Source organism: Prosthecobacter debontii (genome assembly GCF_900167535.1).
Classification (GTDB): Bacteria; Verrucomicrobiota; Verrucomicrobiia; order Verrucomicrobiales; family Verrucomicrobiaceae; genus Prosthecobacter; species Prosthecobacter debontii.
In genome coordinates this window covers 147308-165105 of sequence record NZ_FUYE01000011.1, presented here as the reverse complement: position 1 = coordinate 165105, position 17798 = coordinate 147308, and the positions used below count along the sequence as shown (strand labels likewise).

The following is a 17798-nucleotide window of genomic DNA, read 5'->3' as shown; positions in this document are numbered from 1 at the left end:
ATCATGAGTCCATGAATGCTGCGGAAAAAACTGCGCTCTACCGAGAGCTCGCCAAAATGATCCAGGCGGGCTTTCACCTGGATCGTTCTTTGACCCTGCTGCTTGCCCAAAAGACACCGCCTGCGAGCCGACAATTCGCCCTCGGTTTGCAGCGTGGTCTTGCTGAAGGTCATAGTCTCACGGAAGCCCTCCGCCTTCATAACAGCAGCCTCATTACCGGACTGGATTTGGCCATGATTCAGGCTGGCGAGCATAGTGGTCAACTCAGCACCGCCTTCGGTCACCTCGCTCATTATTACGAAGCCTCTAGCAAAGCAACTCGGCAGATGCGTAGCGCCATGGTTTATCCTCTGATTCTGCTGCATCTGGCCATCTTACTGCCTGAAATTCCCGCTGCGGTTTCTCGGGGTGATGCTGAAGGTTTTCTCTCCCGGGTAGGAGGTGCCTTCCTGTTGCTCTGGATCGGGTTAGGATGCGCCGGTTGGATATGGAAAAGGGTCAATCTCATGGCAGCCCACTCGCAAGCCATGGACGCTCAGCTCAATCGCCTGCCTTGGCTCGGGGCGGCTCGTCGGCATTGGGCTTTGGCACGTTTTTGCCGCGTCTTCCACGCTGGACTTTTATCGAGCATCCGCATCTCAACCGTCTGCCAGATGGCGGGGGAAGCTTCTCAATCGGGTTTGCTCAAAGCGGGCTCTGAAAAAGCGGCTCAAGATGTGGAGGCGGGAGAACCCTTAGCCTCCGCTTTGGCGAGTTCGAACGGCTTTGATACGCTCTTCGTCAACGCCATGGCCACGGCGGAGGAAGTCGGCAGACTGGATGAGGAAATGGCTCGGTGGGCCGAGTGGGAGAGTGAAAATGCCGAGCAGGCTCTTCAACGGGCCAGCCTCTGGATTCCCAAGATCGGATACGCAATCATTGTCGTCTTCGTCGTTTATCGGATCTACGCCATGGTTGCGGGTTACTATGGTGAGGTCCGGCAACTCATGGAGAATTTGTGAATTTTCTAGGACTTTGCTTGCTGTAAGACGCTGGTTTGGCAAGACTCCGCGCCTGAAATCCGTTCAAAACGGCTCGCACCCATTTCTATGAACCGCTCTACCCTTGCCCTGATCAGTGGCTCTCTGCTCACGACAGCCGGACTCTATGCCCAAACCGCCCCTGCCGAATGGGGCAAGTTTCGCGGCCCGAACAATGACGGCACCACCGCCGCCACCAAAGTGGCCAACTGGAAGAACGCCCAAATCAAGACCCTGTGGAAGACCGATACCCCTAGCGGATTCAGTTCTTTTGCGGTCGCTGGTGCCAAGGCCTTTACCATCGTCACTGGTGAGAGTGAAGGTAACGTCGGCGAAACCCTGGTGGCACTGGATGTGCGGACTGGCAAAGAGCTGTGGAGCAAGCCACTGACGGTGATCAATAAATATGATGGTGGTGGTGACGCGGGCACCCCTGAAAACAAAGGTGGCGATGGCCCTCGTTCCACTCCCGTGGTGAATGGCGACAAGGTTTATGCCATCGATGCCAACCTCGGAGTCTTCTGCTTTGACGCAGCGACGGGTAAGCCGATCTGGAACCGTGACGTGATGAAGGAGAACGCCGGTGTGCAGATCAAGTGGCAGAACGCCGCCTCACCTGTGATTGATGGCAACATCCTGCTCATGTGCGGGGGCGGTGAAGGCCAAGCCCTGCTCGGCCTGAATAAGGAGACCGGAGATGTCGTGTGGAAAGGTGAGAACGACAAGATGACCCATGCCACCCCGATCCTTGCGGACATCCATGGTGTGCATCAGGCCATCTTTTTCACCCAAGTGGGCCTCGTCGCCGTGACACCGGAAAATGGTAAGGTGCTCTGGCGTGCGGATTACCCCTTCAAAGTCTCCACGGCGGCCAGCCCTGTGGTGTGGGAAGATATCGTCTATTGCTCGGCCGGTTACGGCGTGGGAGCAGGTGCCTTCAAGGTCAGCAAAAAAGGCAACGACTTCTCGGCGGAACAGATCTGGCGTCGGGAAAACGAGTGCTTCAATCACTGGAGCACCCCCTTCGTGAAGGATGGTTATCTCTATGGCATGTTCAGCTTCAAGGAATACGGGGCTGGCCCTCTGGCCTGCGTGGACATCCGCACGGGAAAAGACATGTGGAAAGAGCCCGGCTTTGGCCCTGGCCAGGCCATCTTGGCAGGTGATAAAATCATCGCTCTCAGCGACAAAGGCGAGATCGTCGTGGTGGAAGCCAACCCCGAAAAATACATCGAGCTGAAGCGCGATGATGTCCTGGACGGCAAAGTGTGGAGCTACCCCGTTCTGGCCTACGATCGCATCTTTGCTCGCAGCACCAAAGAAGGCGTGTGCTTAGAGATTCATTGAGTCGGGCAAACGCCTCAACTTCAGTCATTGAGAAACCTGCGTCGTCTTCGGCGCAGGTTTTTCTTTTTCGCTCAATCGGGTGAATTCGGCAGATTCCTCAGATTTGCCCAGTTTTTGGTAACGCTTCGCCAGCAAAGCTGCCAACGATTCCTTGAAACCCGGATCCAGGTTTTCAATCAAGACATCCCAGGTGGCAGGCGTCTTGATGCCGCTCCACAAAATATGAAACTGCATGAGGGACACCTCCGAAAGCTGGTGGTTACAAAACGCCCGAACCAAGAGTTCTGCATTTTTCGTCACCAACGGATCTTCGATCCGTTCTCCCGTCCCTTCGCTGAAGATGGCGACTAGCACCATCTGGAAAGCCTCCTTCGCAAGATCACGAGCCAATCTGGAACGGAGAATGTAATCATGCGCAAACTGGCGCCCTCGTTCGGTGTGCAACACCCGATTGAAAGCACGCGCGAATTCTTCTCCTGACAAACTCCCAATCAAAGGTCCAGCCCATCTTTCTTTCTGCACGAGAGGACGTGTTTTACCCAAAACAGCGGCCATCCACTCGATCGTTTGATTGGGCGTCCAGCCTCTTGCCAAACTGCGGGCTACGAATTCGACATGCAATTTTTGTTGGGAGTAATCTTGCACAACCTCCTTCAATTGAAGGAGTTCAGCGGCCTGTTTCCACACAGCCTGCTGGCGCACAGGGTCTTTTTCGATCTCGCCAGCCATCAGACAGGCTTCGATCCGATGCCTCGCAAGAACATCCGGCGCTGAGATCAAGCCGTTAAGCAGTTCTAAGTGCGGGGGTTTTAAAACCACCCCTCGCCGTAGTCTCCGGCGCAAATCCTCAAGCTGTGGAATCGCCCGATAGGGGACCGGCCTACCTCTGACCGCTTCCAACCAGGCTTTTAATGAGACTTGGAAAATCTCATCCCCATCCGAAGCACCTACACTGGCCCACTGATCCAGGCATGATAACGTTAACTCAGCCTCCGCCTGCGGCAGTACTGTGGAAGGTCTGATGGCTGAGATGGCACGTGAAAAATATTGGCGGGCTTGGTTGTCACGCTCGGCAAAGTGAAACGCCATCGCAACTCTCACGGCAATTTCACGATCATCGGCCCCGAGAAACTTTTGCACCCGCACCGCTCGATCGATATCCTCAATCTGGTTGGGCAAGAGGCGCAGACAATTGAGGCTTCGAGTGAAAGGGAGATAATGCTGATTCAACAACAAACGCTCGGCGGTGGGGATCCCCATAGCGACGATTTGAGGCAGGCGTGTCGCCATCAGTAAGTCGAACCAGGCGTTTGCACTTTCCATGTCTCCTTGGCTGAGCTGGCAGCGCCAGAGTTCATACATGGCAAAACTCTTCCAAGGTTCTTGCGACTCTTCCGCCACTTGCTGCCACACTTGAATGGCATCGACAGGACGCCCTAAACTGTCGAGACAGGCGGCATACTTAAACCGACATTCGGTCTGTACACTGGCCCGATTGAGGTACTTCTCATAGATTTTAATGGCTTCCTCTGGATGGCCAGCGCTGACCAAGTCATCTGCTTTGGCAAATGGTGAGGCCGGCACGGTCATGTTTCGGCGCCTCAGTTCCACCCTATGCAGGCTCGTCTCGCTGGGGAGGACAATGGAAAACGAAGTGTTCGTCAGCGGACGAGCCAAATCAAATACACTGGTGAAATGCAAGAGATCACCGCCATTGAGAGACATTTGCATGTCACCATTTTCATAACGACCGCGCATCACCAGATGAGAGCTCTTTTGCACCTCAGGCGGCAGAAGCATGTAAGTCACGGGGGCATCTTCCACCGAAATGGCCATAACCATCTCTTTCTGCGGATTTTCAAAGGTCGGCAAAAGATTGGCAAAGCGCTCCGCTTGATAGACAAAAAAGCGCACATCTTTAAGCGCAGGAATCAGAAGGTTGATCCCACAGGCTTTGGATTGTTGCCAATGCGGACCGAACTCCACTTCGATTTCAATCGCTCCTTCCACTTTCTGGACCCCCAACAGGGAACTCCACGTCTGGCCAGACGATTTGGGAACGGCATGGATTCCATCGGATAACATTTTCCACCCACCCCTGCGCAAAACATTTGGCGCCATTCCCTGACCCGAAATGGCATTGAAACTTCCGATCGTCTCCCACGCCAAGTCACGTGCAGCCCAGTCTTGTGCCAACGCCTCTGCCTCGGGATATTTTTTGCTTTTTAAAACAGCGATGAATTCGCCAACTTGATCCCGTTCCTGTTCCGAAAGGCGAGGCTCATCCATCAGCCGAACGACCTCGGCATGAGTTCGGTTGATGAGAGATTCTGTGAGATACCTGCCGAAGACCGTGTCGAGGGTCTTCATTTTAGATAAGTTTTTCTCTGTGAGGGCCAGCCGTTCGGAGGTCCAGTCGGGACTGGCCAATTGATGATGGATTTCGGAGAGAAGACTTGCGCGCTCCTTACTCCACTCCATGCGTCGGATGGACCAGACGGCGATCACCATGGCAAAGAGGGCCACGCTTGCTGCCGCAATGAGCCATGGATAGCGTCGTACTGTGAGATAGGCCGTTTCCAACCAGTCGGGATTCCTGGCACGGACAGGTCGGCCATCTAAAAAGCGTTCCAAATCTTCAGCCAGTGACGTCCCGTTGGCATATCGATCTTCCGGGATGCGCTGCATGGATCTCCAGCAGATGGCATCAAGCTCCTTGCGAACCGATTTGACCGCGCTCCCCAGGCGTGGTGGTTGTTTATCTTCATGCAGCCTGGTAATGATTTGAGAGGCCAAGCCTGAACGTGGCAGCCGCCCTGCCAAGAGCTCGAACAACATCACCCCACAGGCATGGACGTCGGTCGCCGGGGAGGGTTCACCCAGGGTTGGGTCCACCTGTTCTGGTGCCAGGTAAGCCACGGTGCCAGCAAGCTCACCCGCCTCGGTGAGGCGAGTATCATGCTGCCATGCGGCATGCTGAGCGAGACCGAAATCCAGAAGCACGGGCTCATTATCCACCACCAAAATATTGCCCGGCTTCAAGTCACGATGAACGATGCCAGCCGCATGGGCGACCCCGACTGCGCGGGCGATCTTGGCCAGCATTTGAGCCGTTTCGATGGGTTTTCGGACCGCTTGTTTAGCCCATAACGCCAACGGTATGCCATCCACATACTCCATGACAAGCCACGCCACATCGCCTTCCGAACCAAAGTCATGAACCGGGACGATATTGGCATGATGCAGGCGCGCGAGCACAGCCGCTTCGTTTTGGAATCGCGCCAGCGCTCGGGGTGAGCTGGCTTGGCGGGGGATCAGGAATTTAATCGCGGCCCACCGCATCAGTTCCCTGTGCCAAGCTTTATAAACGATACCCATGCCACCGGCTCCCAGAAACTCCCAACGCTCGTAATGGGGTAAATGCTGCATCACGACGGCACGTGGAAGCATCTCAGGCCCATACCAGGAAGCGGTCGGGAGATTCTCTTCATTCAATGAATTCTCGATGATGGCCTGAAAAGAGGGCACTTCATCATCATCTAAGTCTGAAGGACCGGGACTCATCCTGTTAAGAAAAAACTAGGCATTTCACATTAATCCACAGATTAACTGTACCACCGAACTACTAAAGCGGTATTCAAAAGGTGATTGTGTCAAAATCAGTCGCTTCATGTCGAACATCTCTGCCAATGACGGTTTTCCAGAAACAAGCTTAACGCTTGTCGGCAGGCTCCGGAGCACAGATCAGGCGCTGAGGGATGAAGCCATCCGCCTAGTCGCCCTGCGCTACTGGCTGCCTCTCTACGACTTCGCACGCCGGACGGGCCTGAATGAGCCCACGTCCGCAGATTCCGTCCAAGAGTTTTTCCAGCACATCCTGACCAATGCCGATGGTTTTGCCTGCTATGACGGTAAACAAGGCAAACTGCGAACTTGGATCATCACCATCTACCGCCGCCGCCTCTCCAGCAATCTCTCCCGCCAGCAGACCCAAATCCGGGGCGGAGGTATTGAGCATTTGCCGCTCGACTTTGTCCTGGCGGAGACCCAGTACCTTCGCCATGCCAGTGAGGACACTCAGAATCCCGAACTCGCTTTTGATCGCGCCTTTGCGCGACAGCTTTGGCAACAGGTCCTCAGCACCTTGAAATGTTCCTACGGCTATCGCAATCGCTCGCAAGTGTATGACGTCTTGCATCCCTTGATTTTGACGGATTTGAAAGAGCAAACCCTCAGTTCCCAAGAACTGGCAACCTTAGCCGGGCTGCCCAGCCTTTCGGATTTCAAAGTCTGCCTGCACCGAATCCGCAAAGAGGCGGCGCATGAGTTTCAACGTCTCGTTCAGCAAACGGTGGAGGGGGATGACTGGCAGGAGGAGGTGCGCTACCTGCTTCGCCTCGTCAGTTGATCCTGCCGGGCACTTACTTACCCCAACACGGGCGGACGGCGGTGGCGATAATCCAGCCATTCTGACGGGGACCCCGTTTTTCCATCCTCAGCCGCGTGGATGAGATTCACCATCTCGCGAGCCGTCACAAAGTGATAATGAAACCCTGGCCAGGAGGCAGCGAGGTCAGCTAACCCTTGATAAAACCGTCGAGCGGGATCACCCAGCAGCGTGCGGTAATTCTGCGGAATGCCAGCATGGGTATGCAGTTTGATGAAAACCCACGGTGCGCCGTCCTTGACTCGTGGGCAGAGCTCCAGCCATAAACGCATCCGTTGAATCGTCGGCGGGTTTGCCCCGGTCAGATCACCATTTTCCAGTCGAGGCAAGACGCCCCACTTCCGCCGTTTCCAGTTCAGTCCGAGCGGTCCTTGAATCAGGAGCAACTGATCCGCCTCATCACGCAAAGCCGCCGTTTTCCCGGCCTGCACCGGGATGCCGTGGTCATGCGACTTCGCGCAGCCATCTTCACGGGCATAATAGACGGCGTTGAGGGTGCAAGTCTGGCAGGGGTCAGGCGCACTCGGCATGGTGAGATCGGCATAGCAGCCCGTGCGGCGTAGGACGGTCAGCTCATTGGAAACCCCGCACCAACGGCCATCTGGGCGCGAGTTATCCAGAGCCCAGTTGCCATGAATGAACGCGTATTTCGGGCTGCCGTCGTCGGCCCGGCTCAGTAATCCATGGCGGGCGAGATTTTCCACCCCGTCCGTCAGCAGCTTGGTCACGGTCTCCTCGGTGTCATTGTCGTGATGGAGGTGGATCTCCACCTCACTTCCGGTGCGGGCACAAAGCTCCGCCACGGGAGCGAGCAGATCGCCATCATACTGCTCGATCGGGTAAAAATACGTGTGTCTCGGCCCGCGGCCCCCGCTGTCGCGATTCTGACTGACCAAGTTCGGCCAGTTTTTCTGCCAATCTCCAATGGCCCGCAGCGCCCCCGCTTTGTCGGTATGGTGCAGCGGCTCAAAGTGATCGCACACGGCAATGCAAGCGTGCAGCGGCTGATTCGGTGAAATCTTCACCCGATGCCGCTCACGAGTCAAATACGGCCAAAGCCACTGTTCTGCGCCCCGAAGCATGGCCTCCCTATGCGCTGAAATCCCATAAGCTGCAAGCTCTCCGCTGCCCTGACCACGTCTCGCCCGAGCAATCCGTGAATCTATTTCACGGCTTCATCCGAATGTTACCCAGCCTCCCATCATCATGATGAAAAAGTCCTGGTATTTCCTTCTCGGCACTCTGCTGGTCTCGCTCAACTCCTGCACGTCTCGGGAGGGTTCCCTCACGGGGCAGCCCGTGAAACCGATCCGCGTGGGTGGCTTTGATTATCAACGCGATATAGTTTACACCCCGCCGAGTTGGCCGCAGGCGATCCCCGCAGATTTGTATGTGCCTCAGGGCCCCGGTCCCTGGCCGGGAGTGTTGCTGATTCACGGCGGTAGCTGGGCCAATACCGACCGCCGCAGTGACATGGAGGGCATTGCCGAACACCTCGCGCGGCGCGGATATGTGGTCCTGAACGCCACCTACCGCCTCGCCCCAGAAGCGATTTACCCGGCTCAGCTTCACGACCTCCAGCAGGCCTTGCGCTACCTGCGTGCCCACGCGGCAGAACTGCATCTGCGTGCTGACCGCCTGGCTGCCTTTGGGTATTCGGCAGGCGGGCAACTGGCGGCCCAACTCGGCGCCGTCAACGGTCCCGCGAGTTTGCGGATTCAGGCCGTGGTGGCGGGTGGAGCACCCACAGACCTTCGTCGCTTCCCACGCAGTCCCATCGTCGCCGCCTATTTAGGCGGTTCACTGGCGGAAAAACCCAGCCTTCATGCCGAGGCCTCGCCCGTGACTCATCTCGACCCTTCCGACCCTCCCGTGTTCCTTTATCACGGCACACGCGACACCCTCGTGCCGCCAGATCAAACCACCCGCTATGCCGCGGCACTGGCCCAGGCAGGCATCCCACATGAACTGGTCTGGCAAAAAGGGCGTGGCCACGTTGGGGCCTTCTTGGCCTATGGAGAGATTCTGGATGAAGCCATCGGCTTTCTGGACCGGCATTTGAGGCGATGAGCCCGCTTTAAGAGCGACATTTGTGCGGAGAGGAAGCTGTCGCTCCACCTAGGGTCCTGAACTCCCCACTTTACCACGCGCCGCTCCCGGACATAATGCGCGCCCCTTTTCCCGTCGTCCCCATGTCCGCTAAGATCCCTACCGCCGCCGAGATTCGCGCCACCTTCCTCGATTTCTTCAAGGAAAAGCAGCACACCATCGTCCCGAGCGACAACGTCGGCTACACCAGCCGCGACGGCGCCCGCATCTTCACCAATGCCGGGATGAACCAATTCGTGCCGATCTTCCTGGGCGAACGCCAAGCCGATGTGGATACCTGGCCGGGCGTGCTTTCCAAAGGCCTGCCCACCCGTGCGGCTGATACGCAGAAGTGCATCCGCGCTGGCGGTAAACACAACGATCTGGAGGATGTGGGTCTGGACACCTACCACCACACCTTCTTCGAGATGTTAGGGAACTGGTCCTTTGGCGACTATTTCAAAAAGGAAGCCATCTCTTGGAGCTGGGAGCTGATCGTCGAGCGCTTCAAATTCCCGCCCAGCCGCGTCTTTGCGACCATCTACCAGCCCAACAAGGAAAAGGGCGACCCTGCCGACCGTGACCAGGAAAGCTGGGAACTCTGGGCCGAGAAATTCCGCAGCGTGGGCCTCGATCCCGAGATCCACATCGTGAATGGCAACAAGAAGGACAACTTCTGGATGATGGCCGACACCGGCCCCTGCGGTCCGTGCACCGAGATCCACATCGATCTCACCCCTGGCCCGATCAACCTGGACGAAGACCGTCAACGTGCCGGTGCCAAGCTGGTGAACGGCAGCGATGCGAGCTGCATCGAGATCTGGAACAACGTGTTCATTCAGTACAACGCCAACCCAGATGGCACCTTCACACCACTGCCTGCTCAGCACGTGGACACGGGCATGGGTTTCGAGCGCCTCACCTCCATCATCCAGGGCACGAAGAACTTCACGGATTTCGAAACCGCCAAGATCAGCAACTACGACACCGATGTGTTTGAGCCGATCTTCAACGAGCTCACCAAACTCAGCGGCAAACACTACCTGAGCACGCTGCCTATCGCCAATGAGCAGGGTCACGTGATCCCCGTGACCGACCAGGAGAAGATTGATGTCGCCTTCCGCGTCATTGCTGACCACCTGCGCACTCTGAGCTTCTCCATTGCCGATGGCATCCAACCCGGCAACAGCGACCGCAACTACACCCTCCGCCGCATCCTGCGCCGCGCCGTGAAGTATGGCCGCACGCTCGAGTTTAAAGAGCCTTTCTTCTACAAGCTCGTGGACGTGCTCGCCCAGCACATGGGTGACGTGTTCCCCGAACTGCGCGTGAAAAAGGACCAGATCAAGAGCGTGCTGAAGCTGGAGGAAGAGGCGTTCAATCGGACGTTGGATCGCGGTATTGCCCTCTTCGAATCCGAAGCTTCCAGCAGGCCATCCATTTCAGGCGACTTTGCTTTCCAGCTCTACGACACCTTCGGCTTCCCTCTCGATCTCACTGAGCTTCTCGCCCGCGAACGTGGCTTGACCGTGGACACCATCGGTTTTGAAAAACTGATGGAGGAGCAGAAGCAGCGTGCTCGTGAGGCAGGTCAGAAGAATAAGAAGGTGGTCTCGATGACGGAGATCGAAACCAAGGACGCCACGCAGTTCCTCGGTTACGATGAACTCAGCACCGAAGCCAAGGTGCTCGAAGTCGTGTCCATGAAGGACAAGACGGCTGTGGTTCTTGATCGCAGTGTTTGTTATGCCGAAATGGGTGGTCAGGTGGGCGACAGCGGCCAGATCATTCTGGGGGCCAATGCTTACCCGGTCAGCAGCACCACGAAGGTGGGTAATACCTGGCTGCATTTCATCGAAGGCGAAGAAGCCCCGGCTACGGGTGCCGAGATCCAGCTTGAGGTGGACGCCACCCGTCGTCATGCCATCGAGCGTCACCACACCGCCACGCACATCCTGCATTGGGCCCTGCATGAAGTGGTGAGCCAAGATGCCACGCAGAAAGGTTCCAACGTCAATCCCGACAAACTGACCTTCGACTTCAACAGCGGTGCCCTGACTCCTGGCCAGCTTGCCGACATCGAGCGTCTCGCGAATGAGCGCATCGTCGCCAACGACACCGTGTCCTGGACCGAAGTTCCTTATACTGACGTGAAGGCCAATGCTAGCATCATGCAGCTCTTCGGTGAGAAGTATCCTGAAGTGGTCCGCGTGGTGCAGATCGGTGGCAAGGCTCACGCTCTGAATGGCTACAGCATGGAGCTGTGCGGCGGCACTCACACCCGCCACACCGGCGAGATCGGCCTCTTCCGCTTGGTCGGTGAAGGCGCGGTGGCTGCAGGCGTGCGCCGTATCGAAGCCATCGCCGGACTGGAAGCTTACAATGCGGCTCGGGCCGATGCGGAGCTTCTCAAAGTCCTGTCGGGTAAGGTCGGCTCTCAGGGCATCCACGATCTGGAGAAAAAGATCGAGAACCTCCTCGCGCAGCAGAAAGAGCTCGAGAAGTCCCTCAAAGCCGCTCAGCAACGTGAAGCTTCTGGCAAGGCCAAGGAACTCATCGCCACGGCTGAAAACAACGTCCTCATCGCCAATCTCGGTGACGTGGATGGCGATTACGCCATGGCCGTGAATGACGCTCTGAAAGGCGTGTTCAACGGCGTGGTGGTGCTCGGCTCCACCGGCCATGGCAATGTCACCCTCATGGCCACGGTTTCCAAAGATCATCAGGCCAAGGTCCAGGCGGGCAAGATCATCCAGACCATCGCGCCCATCGTCGGCGGCAAAGGCGGCGGTAAACCCGACTTCGCTCGCGGCGGCGGTAAGGACGTGTCGAAGATCGACGCGGCTCTCGCCGAGGCCCGCAAGTTGGTCGGCTAGTTGAGTTCCCGAGAGCCCGAACATTGAGCGCGAGTCTGCAAACGACTCGCGCTTTGTGGTTGTCTGGAGCGTCGAGCGGCCAAGGCTACTTCCGAGCTCACTCGCAAATGCCTTTCACGGCCTTCGACGTCTCAGGAAAGTGAGGCGAGTAGGCATTCGCCATACTCGCGCTCCGTCGCTTGGCCTTCGGCGCTGGAGGAGAGGTGGGGAAGGATTACTCCATGCGTGAGCGAAGGAAGGCGCTGGACCAGCGCCACTCGGCAGGATGTTTGACTAGATTGGCTTTCACGGGATTCCGTTCGATGTAACGGACTTCATGGAACTGATGCTCTGCATCTCGCATGAAGGTATCGAAATAATCCTCCTGCCAAAGTGGACCAGATCGGCCAAGAAGCTTGTTGACCTCGCGAGTGGTAAAAGTTTTCCAAGAATGGATGACCTTGCCAATCGGGTATCGGCCGATCGTTTCGAAGAGCACATGCACATGGTTAGGCATGATGCACCAGGCCATCAGATGGTAACGCTGATGGTCAAAATGAAGCAATGCGTTTTGAACAATCTCGGCACACGCGGGATGCCTGAGAAGACAAAGCCCTGCACCACGGTCCAAATACTCTTCGATCTGCCGGATGTGTTCTCCATCGTCTGTAATCTTGAGCAAACACTCCCATTCCAACCGCTTCTCTCTCGGCAATGAATCCGACAGCCGAAAGGTCACCGATTGAACCAATCCTGGCTGATCACAATGAGGCAGAAAGCCACGATTCGACCAGCCAGAATGCTCATTGGAAATAGACATAACCCGCGCATGCAAAAAGATTCCCTCTCCTGATCAAGCACAAGGCAGGCCAAACGACTGGAGCGCGAGTATGGCGAAGCCTACTCGCCTCACTTTCCCAGCGCGACGAAAGCCGCCAAGGCGTGTTTGCTGGAGCACTCGAAAGTGGCCTTGGCCATTCGACTTTCGAGCCTCAAACAAAGGGCGAGCCGTCTCGCATTGCGCAACAGACTTGCCCTCGGGACACAACAAGCCCCAGTCACTCACAACACCGGCTTCCAGCCGGGTTGCACGATCGGCTTCATTTTTTCGAGCAGCTTCGCATGCTCCTTTACAATGGCTTCGGCATCCTGATCTTGAGCGATGTTTCGTGTCTCATCAGGATCGGTCTGGTGATCGTAAAGCTCCGTGGCAACGGTCTGGCCGGTCTTCCAGTCGCGCCATTCGGTGTAGCGATGGGTCGCACTTCGGAGGGTGTAACCCATGGCATCGGGAGCCCCCTTGTAATAGGCGGGACGTGGATGCTGGGACAAGGCAGCATCCCGCACACTCGCTGAGGTATCCGCCAGGATGGGTGTGAGACTCACCCCCTCCACACCGGAGGGCGCAGGCAGGCCACAGAGCTCAGTCAGTGTGGGATAAAGATCCATCAGCTCAGCAAGGGACGCCGTCTTCTGCCCTGCCGTCACTCCCTTAGGCGTAGCGATGATGAGCGGCACCCGGGCATCCAATTCGAAATTCGAGGTCTTGGCCCACAACGTCTGCTCGCCCAGATGGTAGCCATGATCCGACCAGAAAACGATGATCGTTTTTTCAGTGAGACCTTGGCGATCCAGCTCCTCCAAGACTCGCCCGATCTGCGCGTCCATGTAGCTGATATTGGCCAAGTAACCATGGCGGATCTCACGCACGGCTTCAGGGGTAAGCTGGCGCTGTTTGTCCGACAAAATCTCACGGCTATTATGCCAAGCGATGCGCGGGGCTCCTTCCGGCCAGTCGGGATTTTTCGGCATGGGCACTTCCTCGCGTTTGTAGAGGTCCCAATACTTCTTGGGCGCATTGAACGGGGAATGCGGTTTCCAAAAACCCACGGCTAAGAAGAACGGTTTCTCCTGCTTTTTCAATTCACCCAGGGCTTTCACCGCGAGGCCCGCCACTCGTCCGTCAAAGTAGGCTTCATCAGGCACATCCCGACATTCACACTTGGGATCTTGAGCCGAGTTCGGAGGGAGCTCGCCGGTCACTTCCGGTTTATCAGCGCCATGATTGGCGAAGTGCATCACCGCAGGCACGCTCCAGGATTCAGGATCCCCCTGGATTTCATGAATCCAGTTGTGAAAGATCTTCCCGATGTTCTGGGTGAAATAGCCGTTGTTTTTGAAATGCTGAGGCAGGGTGACGATATCCGGGGCATTTTGTCTGAAATGCGTGGGCAGATCCCAGACGCGGAGGCTGTCAAGCCGACGTCCTGTCATGATGGAGGCACGCGAGGGATTGCACACCGCTTGCTGACAATAGGCTTTATCAAAGACCACCCCCCGTTGCGCCAGGCGATCCAGATGAGGGGTCTTCACCAGCGCATGGCCATAACAGCCGAGATCGTTGCGCAAATCATCGGCCGCGATGAAAAGGACATTCAGCTTTTCATCCGCTGAAACAGGGGTGGAGAAAGAGAGGGCGAGCAGAAAGCCGCCGAGCCATTGTTGGATTTTCATGGTTGGTTAGGCTGGGTTTATCGAGGTTGAATTTGCGTTCCAGGGATCAAGTACAGTCGCCCGGCTTCATTGCAGATCAGAAGATTGGGACCGTTCCCACCGAGCATCGTCCCCACGGCACCCGTTTCATGGGCACCCCCCGGCTGAACCACGGCACCGTCCACATCCCGAAAAGGCACGGGCATCGCGTAACGAGGTTTCTGATTGGTGCCGACATTGAGCATCAGCAACGGCGTGCCGAGCGTCTTCTTACCAATGGTGGGCATGGGCAGTCCCGTTTCACGATCCGGGATCGAGTTCACTCGTCCGGTGCCGATGACGAGGTCCAGTTTGCCATCTTGATTCCAGTCAAAGAAATCCAGTTTGCAGCGACCGCTCATTCCACCAATGCCACCGCTGGCCCCAACAGGTTTTCCATCGGCCATCAGCAGCTTACCACCATCTTCCACATTATAGTCGTCAATGCGCCAGTAGAGATGCAGATGATCCTCTGAATCCACGACGGCCAAAACCATCCGGCTTCCCACTTTCGCCACACCGGGTCTCACACGCCACATACCACGCAGATCCAGACCATCGCAGTAGATGGGATGCGCCGCAGCCAGTCGAGGTTCGGTCTTCGTGCCACGGTTCAGATAGACCAAGGTATCGCCCGTGATGTCTCCCGTAACGATGTCCAGCAAACCGTCGTCATTCCAATCCACCACATTCGGCGAGAGATAGCCCCAGCGCGCTTCTTGAACCCCCTGAAGACTGCCTGAATAACCCGCCTGCACGTGGATGTCCCTCCCTTCGGCTTGAACACGCACGGCTGGCAGAAAACGAGGCTCATCGGTCGTGCCGATGTTTTCGAAGAACAACACGAAACCCTCCGAATTCCCCACCACAATGTCGAGGGCTCCGTCGCCATTCCAGTCAACCGTCGTGGGTGTCGGAAGGGTGCCTGCATAGAGGTCCGCCTTCTCTTGCAAGACGGACACCGGCTCGGCGAAGATCGGCGCTCCCGCCGAGGTGAACTGGCCCGTGAATCGATAGAAACACAAGGAGCCTTCTCCACAGGCGATGACGTCGGAGTGTCCCTGGCCATTCGGATAAGCGCAGACACTGGGATTGATGCTCGGATGTCGGAGAGCGTTGCCGTCCGGTCCAGCCGCCAATCGCTTCTTCTCCAGCTTGAATCCCGTCTCAGCAGGGTTGTGATAATAGACCAAATTGCCCTGGCGAGACCCCGTCATCAAATCCCGCTCATGCCCGGCCCCAAGATTCACGGCCGTGACTTGATGCATGGAGTAAAACACCTCCCGTTGAGTCAGCGTGATTTGCCGAAGGCCTTCCAAGGGCTCTTTCATCAGAGATGGAAGTCTTGCGCCCATGAGATAACGGTAACGTTGCTCTCCGATGGCAAACCCCGATGAATTGTAGGGTCGCCAATCCTCAGCCCAGGGGTGCCCTGGCGTTCCCTTCGCTCCATTCGACACGTCAAAGACCACATCGTAACTGCCATCGGTATTCGCGAGTGCGGCGAGGCTGGAGGGGCTTTTGATTTTTCCATCCAGAGCCACCTTGCCCTCTTCCTTGAACTCCAAGGCCTCAATGTCGAAGACCGTATGCACCAGCGCATCTTGGGCGATCCATAGACCATGAATGCTTCCATCGGGAAGCTGGAAGACGGTGCCTTTATCTTTAAACGGGCATTTCACCTCCAGGGGTTGCGCGAAGACGGGTGCTCCGTTTTCAGCCGTATCCACCCATCGGAAAAGATGCACCGCCTGCGGACCACCATAACCCGCGACAAAGAGATCAGGAAACTTGCCTTTGTACACCCGAGCGTGACCTAGTACATGATGATTGAGATTCACCAAGGCCAAAGGCCCCCGTCCATTCTCTGCTGCAGATGCCAAGGGTTTGATTCCTGGAGGCAGATGCGGTTCAGCCTGACAGCAGGCAACCCCTAGAGTCAGAAGCACAAGAACGCGTTTCATAAATCAGTACACAAGCTCCCGAAACTTCTTCACCCGGTGAAAGGTAATCAGGTTACCATTATGCGCTGAGTGAGCGCGTGAGTCGCCGCTGCGGCTGAGGATGCACAGATCCTCCCCATCTACGCACATGCTGGCGTAGTGTCGCGATTCCTTGGGAGTCGCTCCCGTGCAGACCAGCCCAGCAAAGCACCAATCCATCATGTTCTTGGAAAAGTGGAGCGTGAGACGATGTCTCTCATTATCAGGTGTTCCCCATCGATCCGGCGGCATCTTGTCGGGGCGGATCATGGAGTCGGTGGCCTGAGAACTGAGCAGCCAGTAAAGCTTTGTTTTCTCATCATAAAGCACATGAAATCTCATCTGCCCCCCTGGGCATGGCGCATACAGCATCGTTTGTCCCGAAGGAGCTTTGACCAGGGAGGTGGTCATGCTGCCATCATCGTTCTCTTTCACCTGAGCAATCGCAGCATAATTCGTTAAACCTGTATGAGCACGCATCCACAGATGGAAGGTTTTACCCGCAGGGTCATACCAAATGTGATTGGGATCATTAAACTGGACGACATTGGTTTCCAGCCAGCCGAGCGGTGAGATGCTGCGTCCTTTCGGTGGCACAAGATACGTCACCTCATCGCGATCCACGGGATAAAAGGGGACTCCAAAGTAATGGCTCTTGTTGGCATCCCAAACATCTTCAAACACAAGCTCACTGGCCAAGGTCCAGTTTTTGCGCTGGGTCAGATCTGAATCGGCTTTGGCCCGCATGAGCACCGGAGCCAGATCGCCGATTTGCCAACCTTTGATCCCACGCAAAGGCGCGTGCTTTTCCATCACCAGATAGACGTTGCCCTTCGCATACAAAACATTGCAGGCAGACTGATGCCAGATGCCCTTATCATTCAGGAAAACTCGCTCACTCCATGTCACACCGTCATCATCCGAACGAATGATCCCGACTTGTTTGCTCTTACCGATGACATAGAGACTTTTACCCGCGACGAAAGGCCGGGAAAAAGTCATGTCGAAGCTTGTCCGATGCGTCCAGGTCTTGCCTCCATCATCACTCGTCAGAACCCGAGCTTCATGGAAGGGTTTGTTATCCGGTTTGATGGGTTTTCTTGCGGATGAGACATCATGCGTCGCCACCAGCCGCCCCGAATCAAGCCGACAGATTCCTGGGGTATAACCAAAGATTTGCTTCGGGTCGGGCGACTCCCAAACGGTCACATAGTCTTGCGCTAAAGGCTTCACCTGGGCCTGGAGAGCGCAAGCGGAGAATAGCGATAAGGAGAGAGTCAGTAAACGAGACATTGAGAAACAAAGCATGGCACAATGAGCCGCTCGACAAGTCAATCATCGCCCACTGCCAATTCAGGACCTAAACTTGCGGATTCTTGACTTAGTCGAGGAGAGGAGAGGAGGCCGAAGATCACCTGCATATCAGAGACCGCTTTAAAAGTTTCAGTCGCGTTTGGGGGCGCAGTTTTCCGTGAGAATAAGCCCCCCTTCGGCGTAAACAGAGCATGCGTTTTGGGGTTCTAAACGG

11 protein-coding genes are annotated in these 17798 nt (G+C 56.3%); 5 read left to right on the top strand and 6 right to left on the bottom strand.

What is annotated here, in order from left to right; genetic code table 11:
* Positions 1–11 precede the first annotated feature (11 nt).
* Together B5D61_RS16545 and B5D61_RS16540 are read left to right on the top strand one after the other, a co-directional pair.
* Positions 12–1001, top strand: a complete 990-nt coding sequence (locus B5D61_RS16545; protein ID WP_078814523.1) for a type II secretion system F family protein — start codon at positions 12–14, stop codon at positions 999–1001.
* Positions 1002–1088: 87 nt separating this feature from the next.
* Positions 1089–2366: a PQQ-like beta-propeller repeat protein gene (locus tag B5D61_RS16540; protein WP_078814522.1), complete on the top strand. Its 1278-nt coding sequence runs from the start codon at positions 1089–1091 to the stop codon at positions 2364–2366.
* A 24-nt stretch (positions 2367–2390) separates the two neighbouring features.
* Here the strand turns inward: B5D61_RS16540 and B5D61_RS16535 are convergent, their stop codons facing one another.
* Entirely contained in the window at positions 2391–5930 is a 3540-nt protein-coding gene (locus B5D61_RS16535; protein ID WP_078814521.1) for a serine/threonine-protein kinase, read from the bottom strand.
* Between the two features lie 106 nt (positions 5931–6036).
* Between B5D61_RS16535 and B5D61_RS16530 the strand changes: the two genes are divergently transcribed.
* Positions 6037–6774: a hypothetical protein gene (locus B5D61_RS16530; RefSeq protein WP_078814520.1), complete on the top strand. Its 738-nt coding sequence runs from the start codon at positions 6037–6039 to the stop codon at positions 6772–6774.
* A gap of 17 nt (positions 6775–6791) precedes the next feature.
* Here the strand turns inward: B5D61_RS16530 and B5D61_RS16525 are convergent, their stop codons facing one another.
* Complete coding sequence (locus B5D61_RS16525; protein ID WP_078814519.1) at positions 6792–7895, bottom strand: hypothetical protein; 1104 nt, start codon at positions 7893–7895, stop codon at positions 6792–6794.
* 124 nt (positions 7896–8019) lie between these two features.
* Here B5D61_RS16525 and B5D61_RS16520 point away from each other — a divergent pair, with 124 nt between their 5' ends.
* Both B5D61_RS16520 and alaS read left to right on the top strand, forming a co-directional pair.
* Positions 8020–8883: an alpha/beta hydrolase gene (locus tag B5D61_RS16520; protein WP_217699006.1), complete on the top strand. Its 864-nt coding sequence runs from the start codon at positions 8020–8022 to the stop codon at positions 8881–8883.
* Between the two features lie 122 nt (positions 8884–9005).
* Entirely contained in the window at positions 9006–11777 is a 2772-nt protein-coding gene (alaS, locus tag B5D61_RS16515; RefSeq protein WP_078814548.1) for an alanine--tRNA ligase, read from the top strand.
* A gap of 214 nt (positions 11778–11991) precedes the next feature.
* On the opposite strand, the gene B5D61_RS16510 is transcribed toward alaS, so the two are convergent.
* The 4 genes from B5D61_RS16510 to B5D61_RS16495 all read right to left on the bottom strand — a co-directional run bounded on the left by B5D61_RS16510 (position 11992) and on the right by B5D61_RS16495 (position 17563).
* Positions 11992–12576, bottom strand: a complete 585-nt coding sequence (locus B5D61_RS16510) for a transposase (protein WP_078814518.1) — start codon at positions 12574–12576, stop codon at positions 11992–11994.
* Between the two features lie 242 nt (positions 12577–12818).
* The gene (locus B5D61_RS16505; RefSeq protein ID WP_078814517.1) at positions 12819–14270 is read right to left on the bottom strand and encodes a sulfatase; all 1452 of its coding nucleotides are present in this window, start codon (positions 14268–14270) and stop codon (positions 12819–12821) included.
* A gap of 17 nt (positions 14271–14287) precedes the next feature.
* Positions 14288–16252, bottom strand: a complete 1965-nt coding sequence (locus B5D61_RS16500) for an FG-GAP repeat domain-containing protein (protein WP_078814516.1) — start codon at positions 16250–16252, stop codon at positions 14288–14290.
* Positions 16253–16255: 3 nt separating this feature from the next.
* Positions 16256–17563 (bottom strand): sialidase family protein, encoded by a 1308-nt coding sequence (locus B5D61_RS16495; RefSeq protein ID WP_078814515.1) that lies wholly within the window; start codon positions 17561–17563, stop codon positions 16256–16258.
* Positions 17564–17798 lie beyond the last annotated feature (235 nt).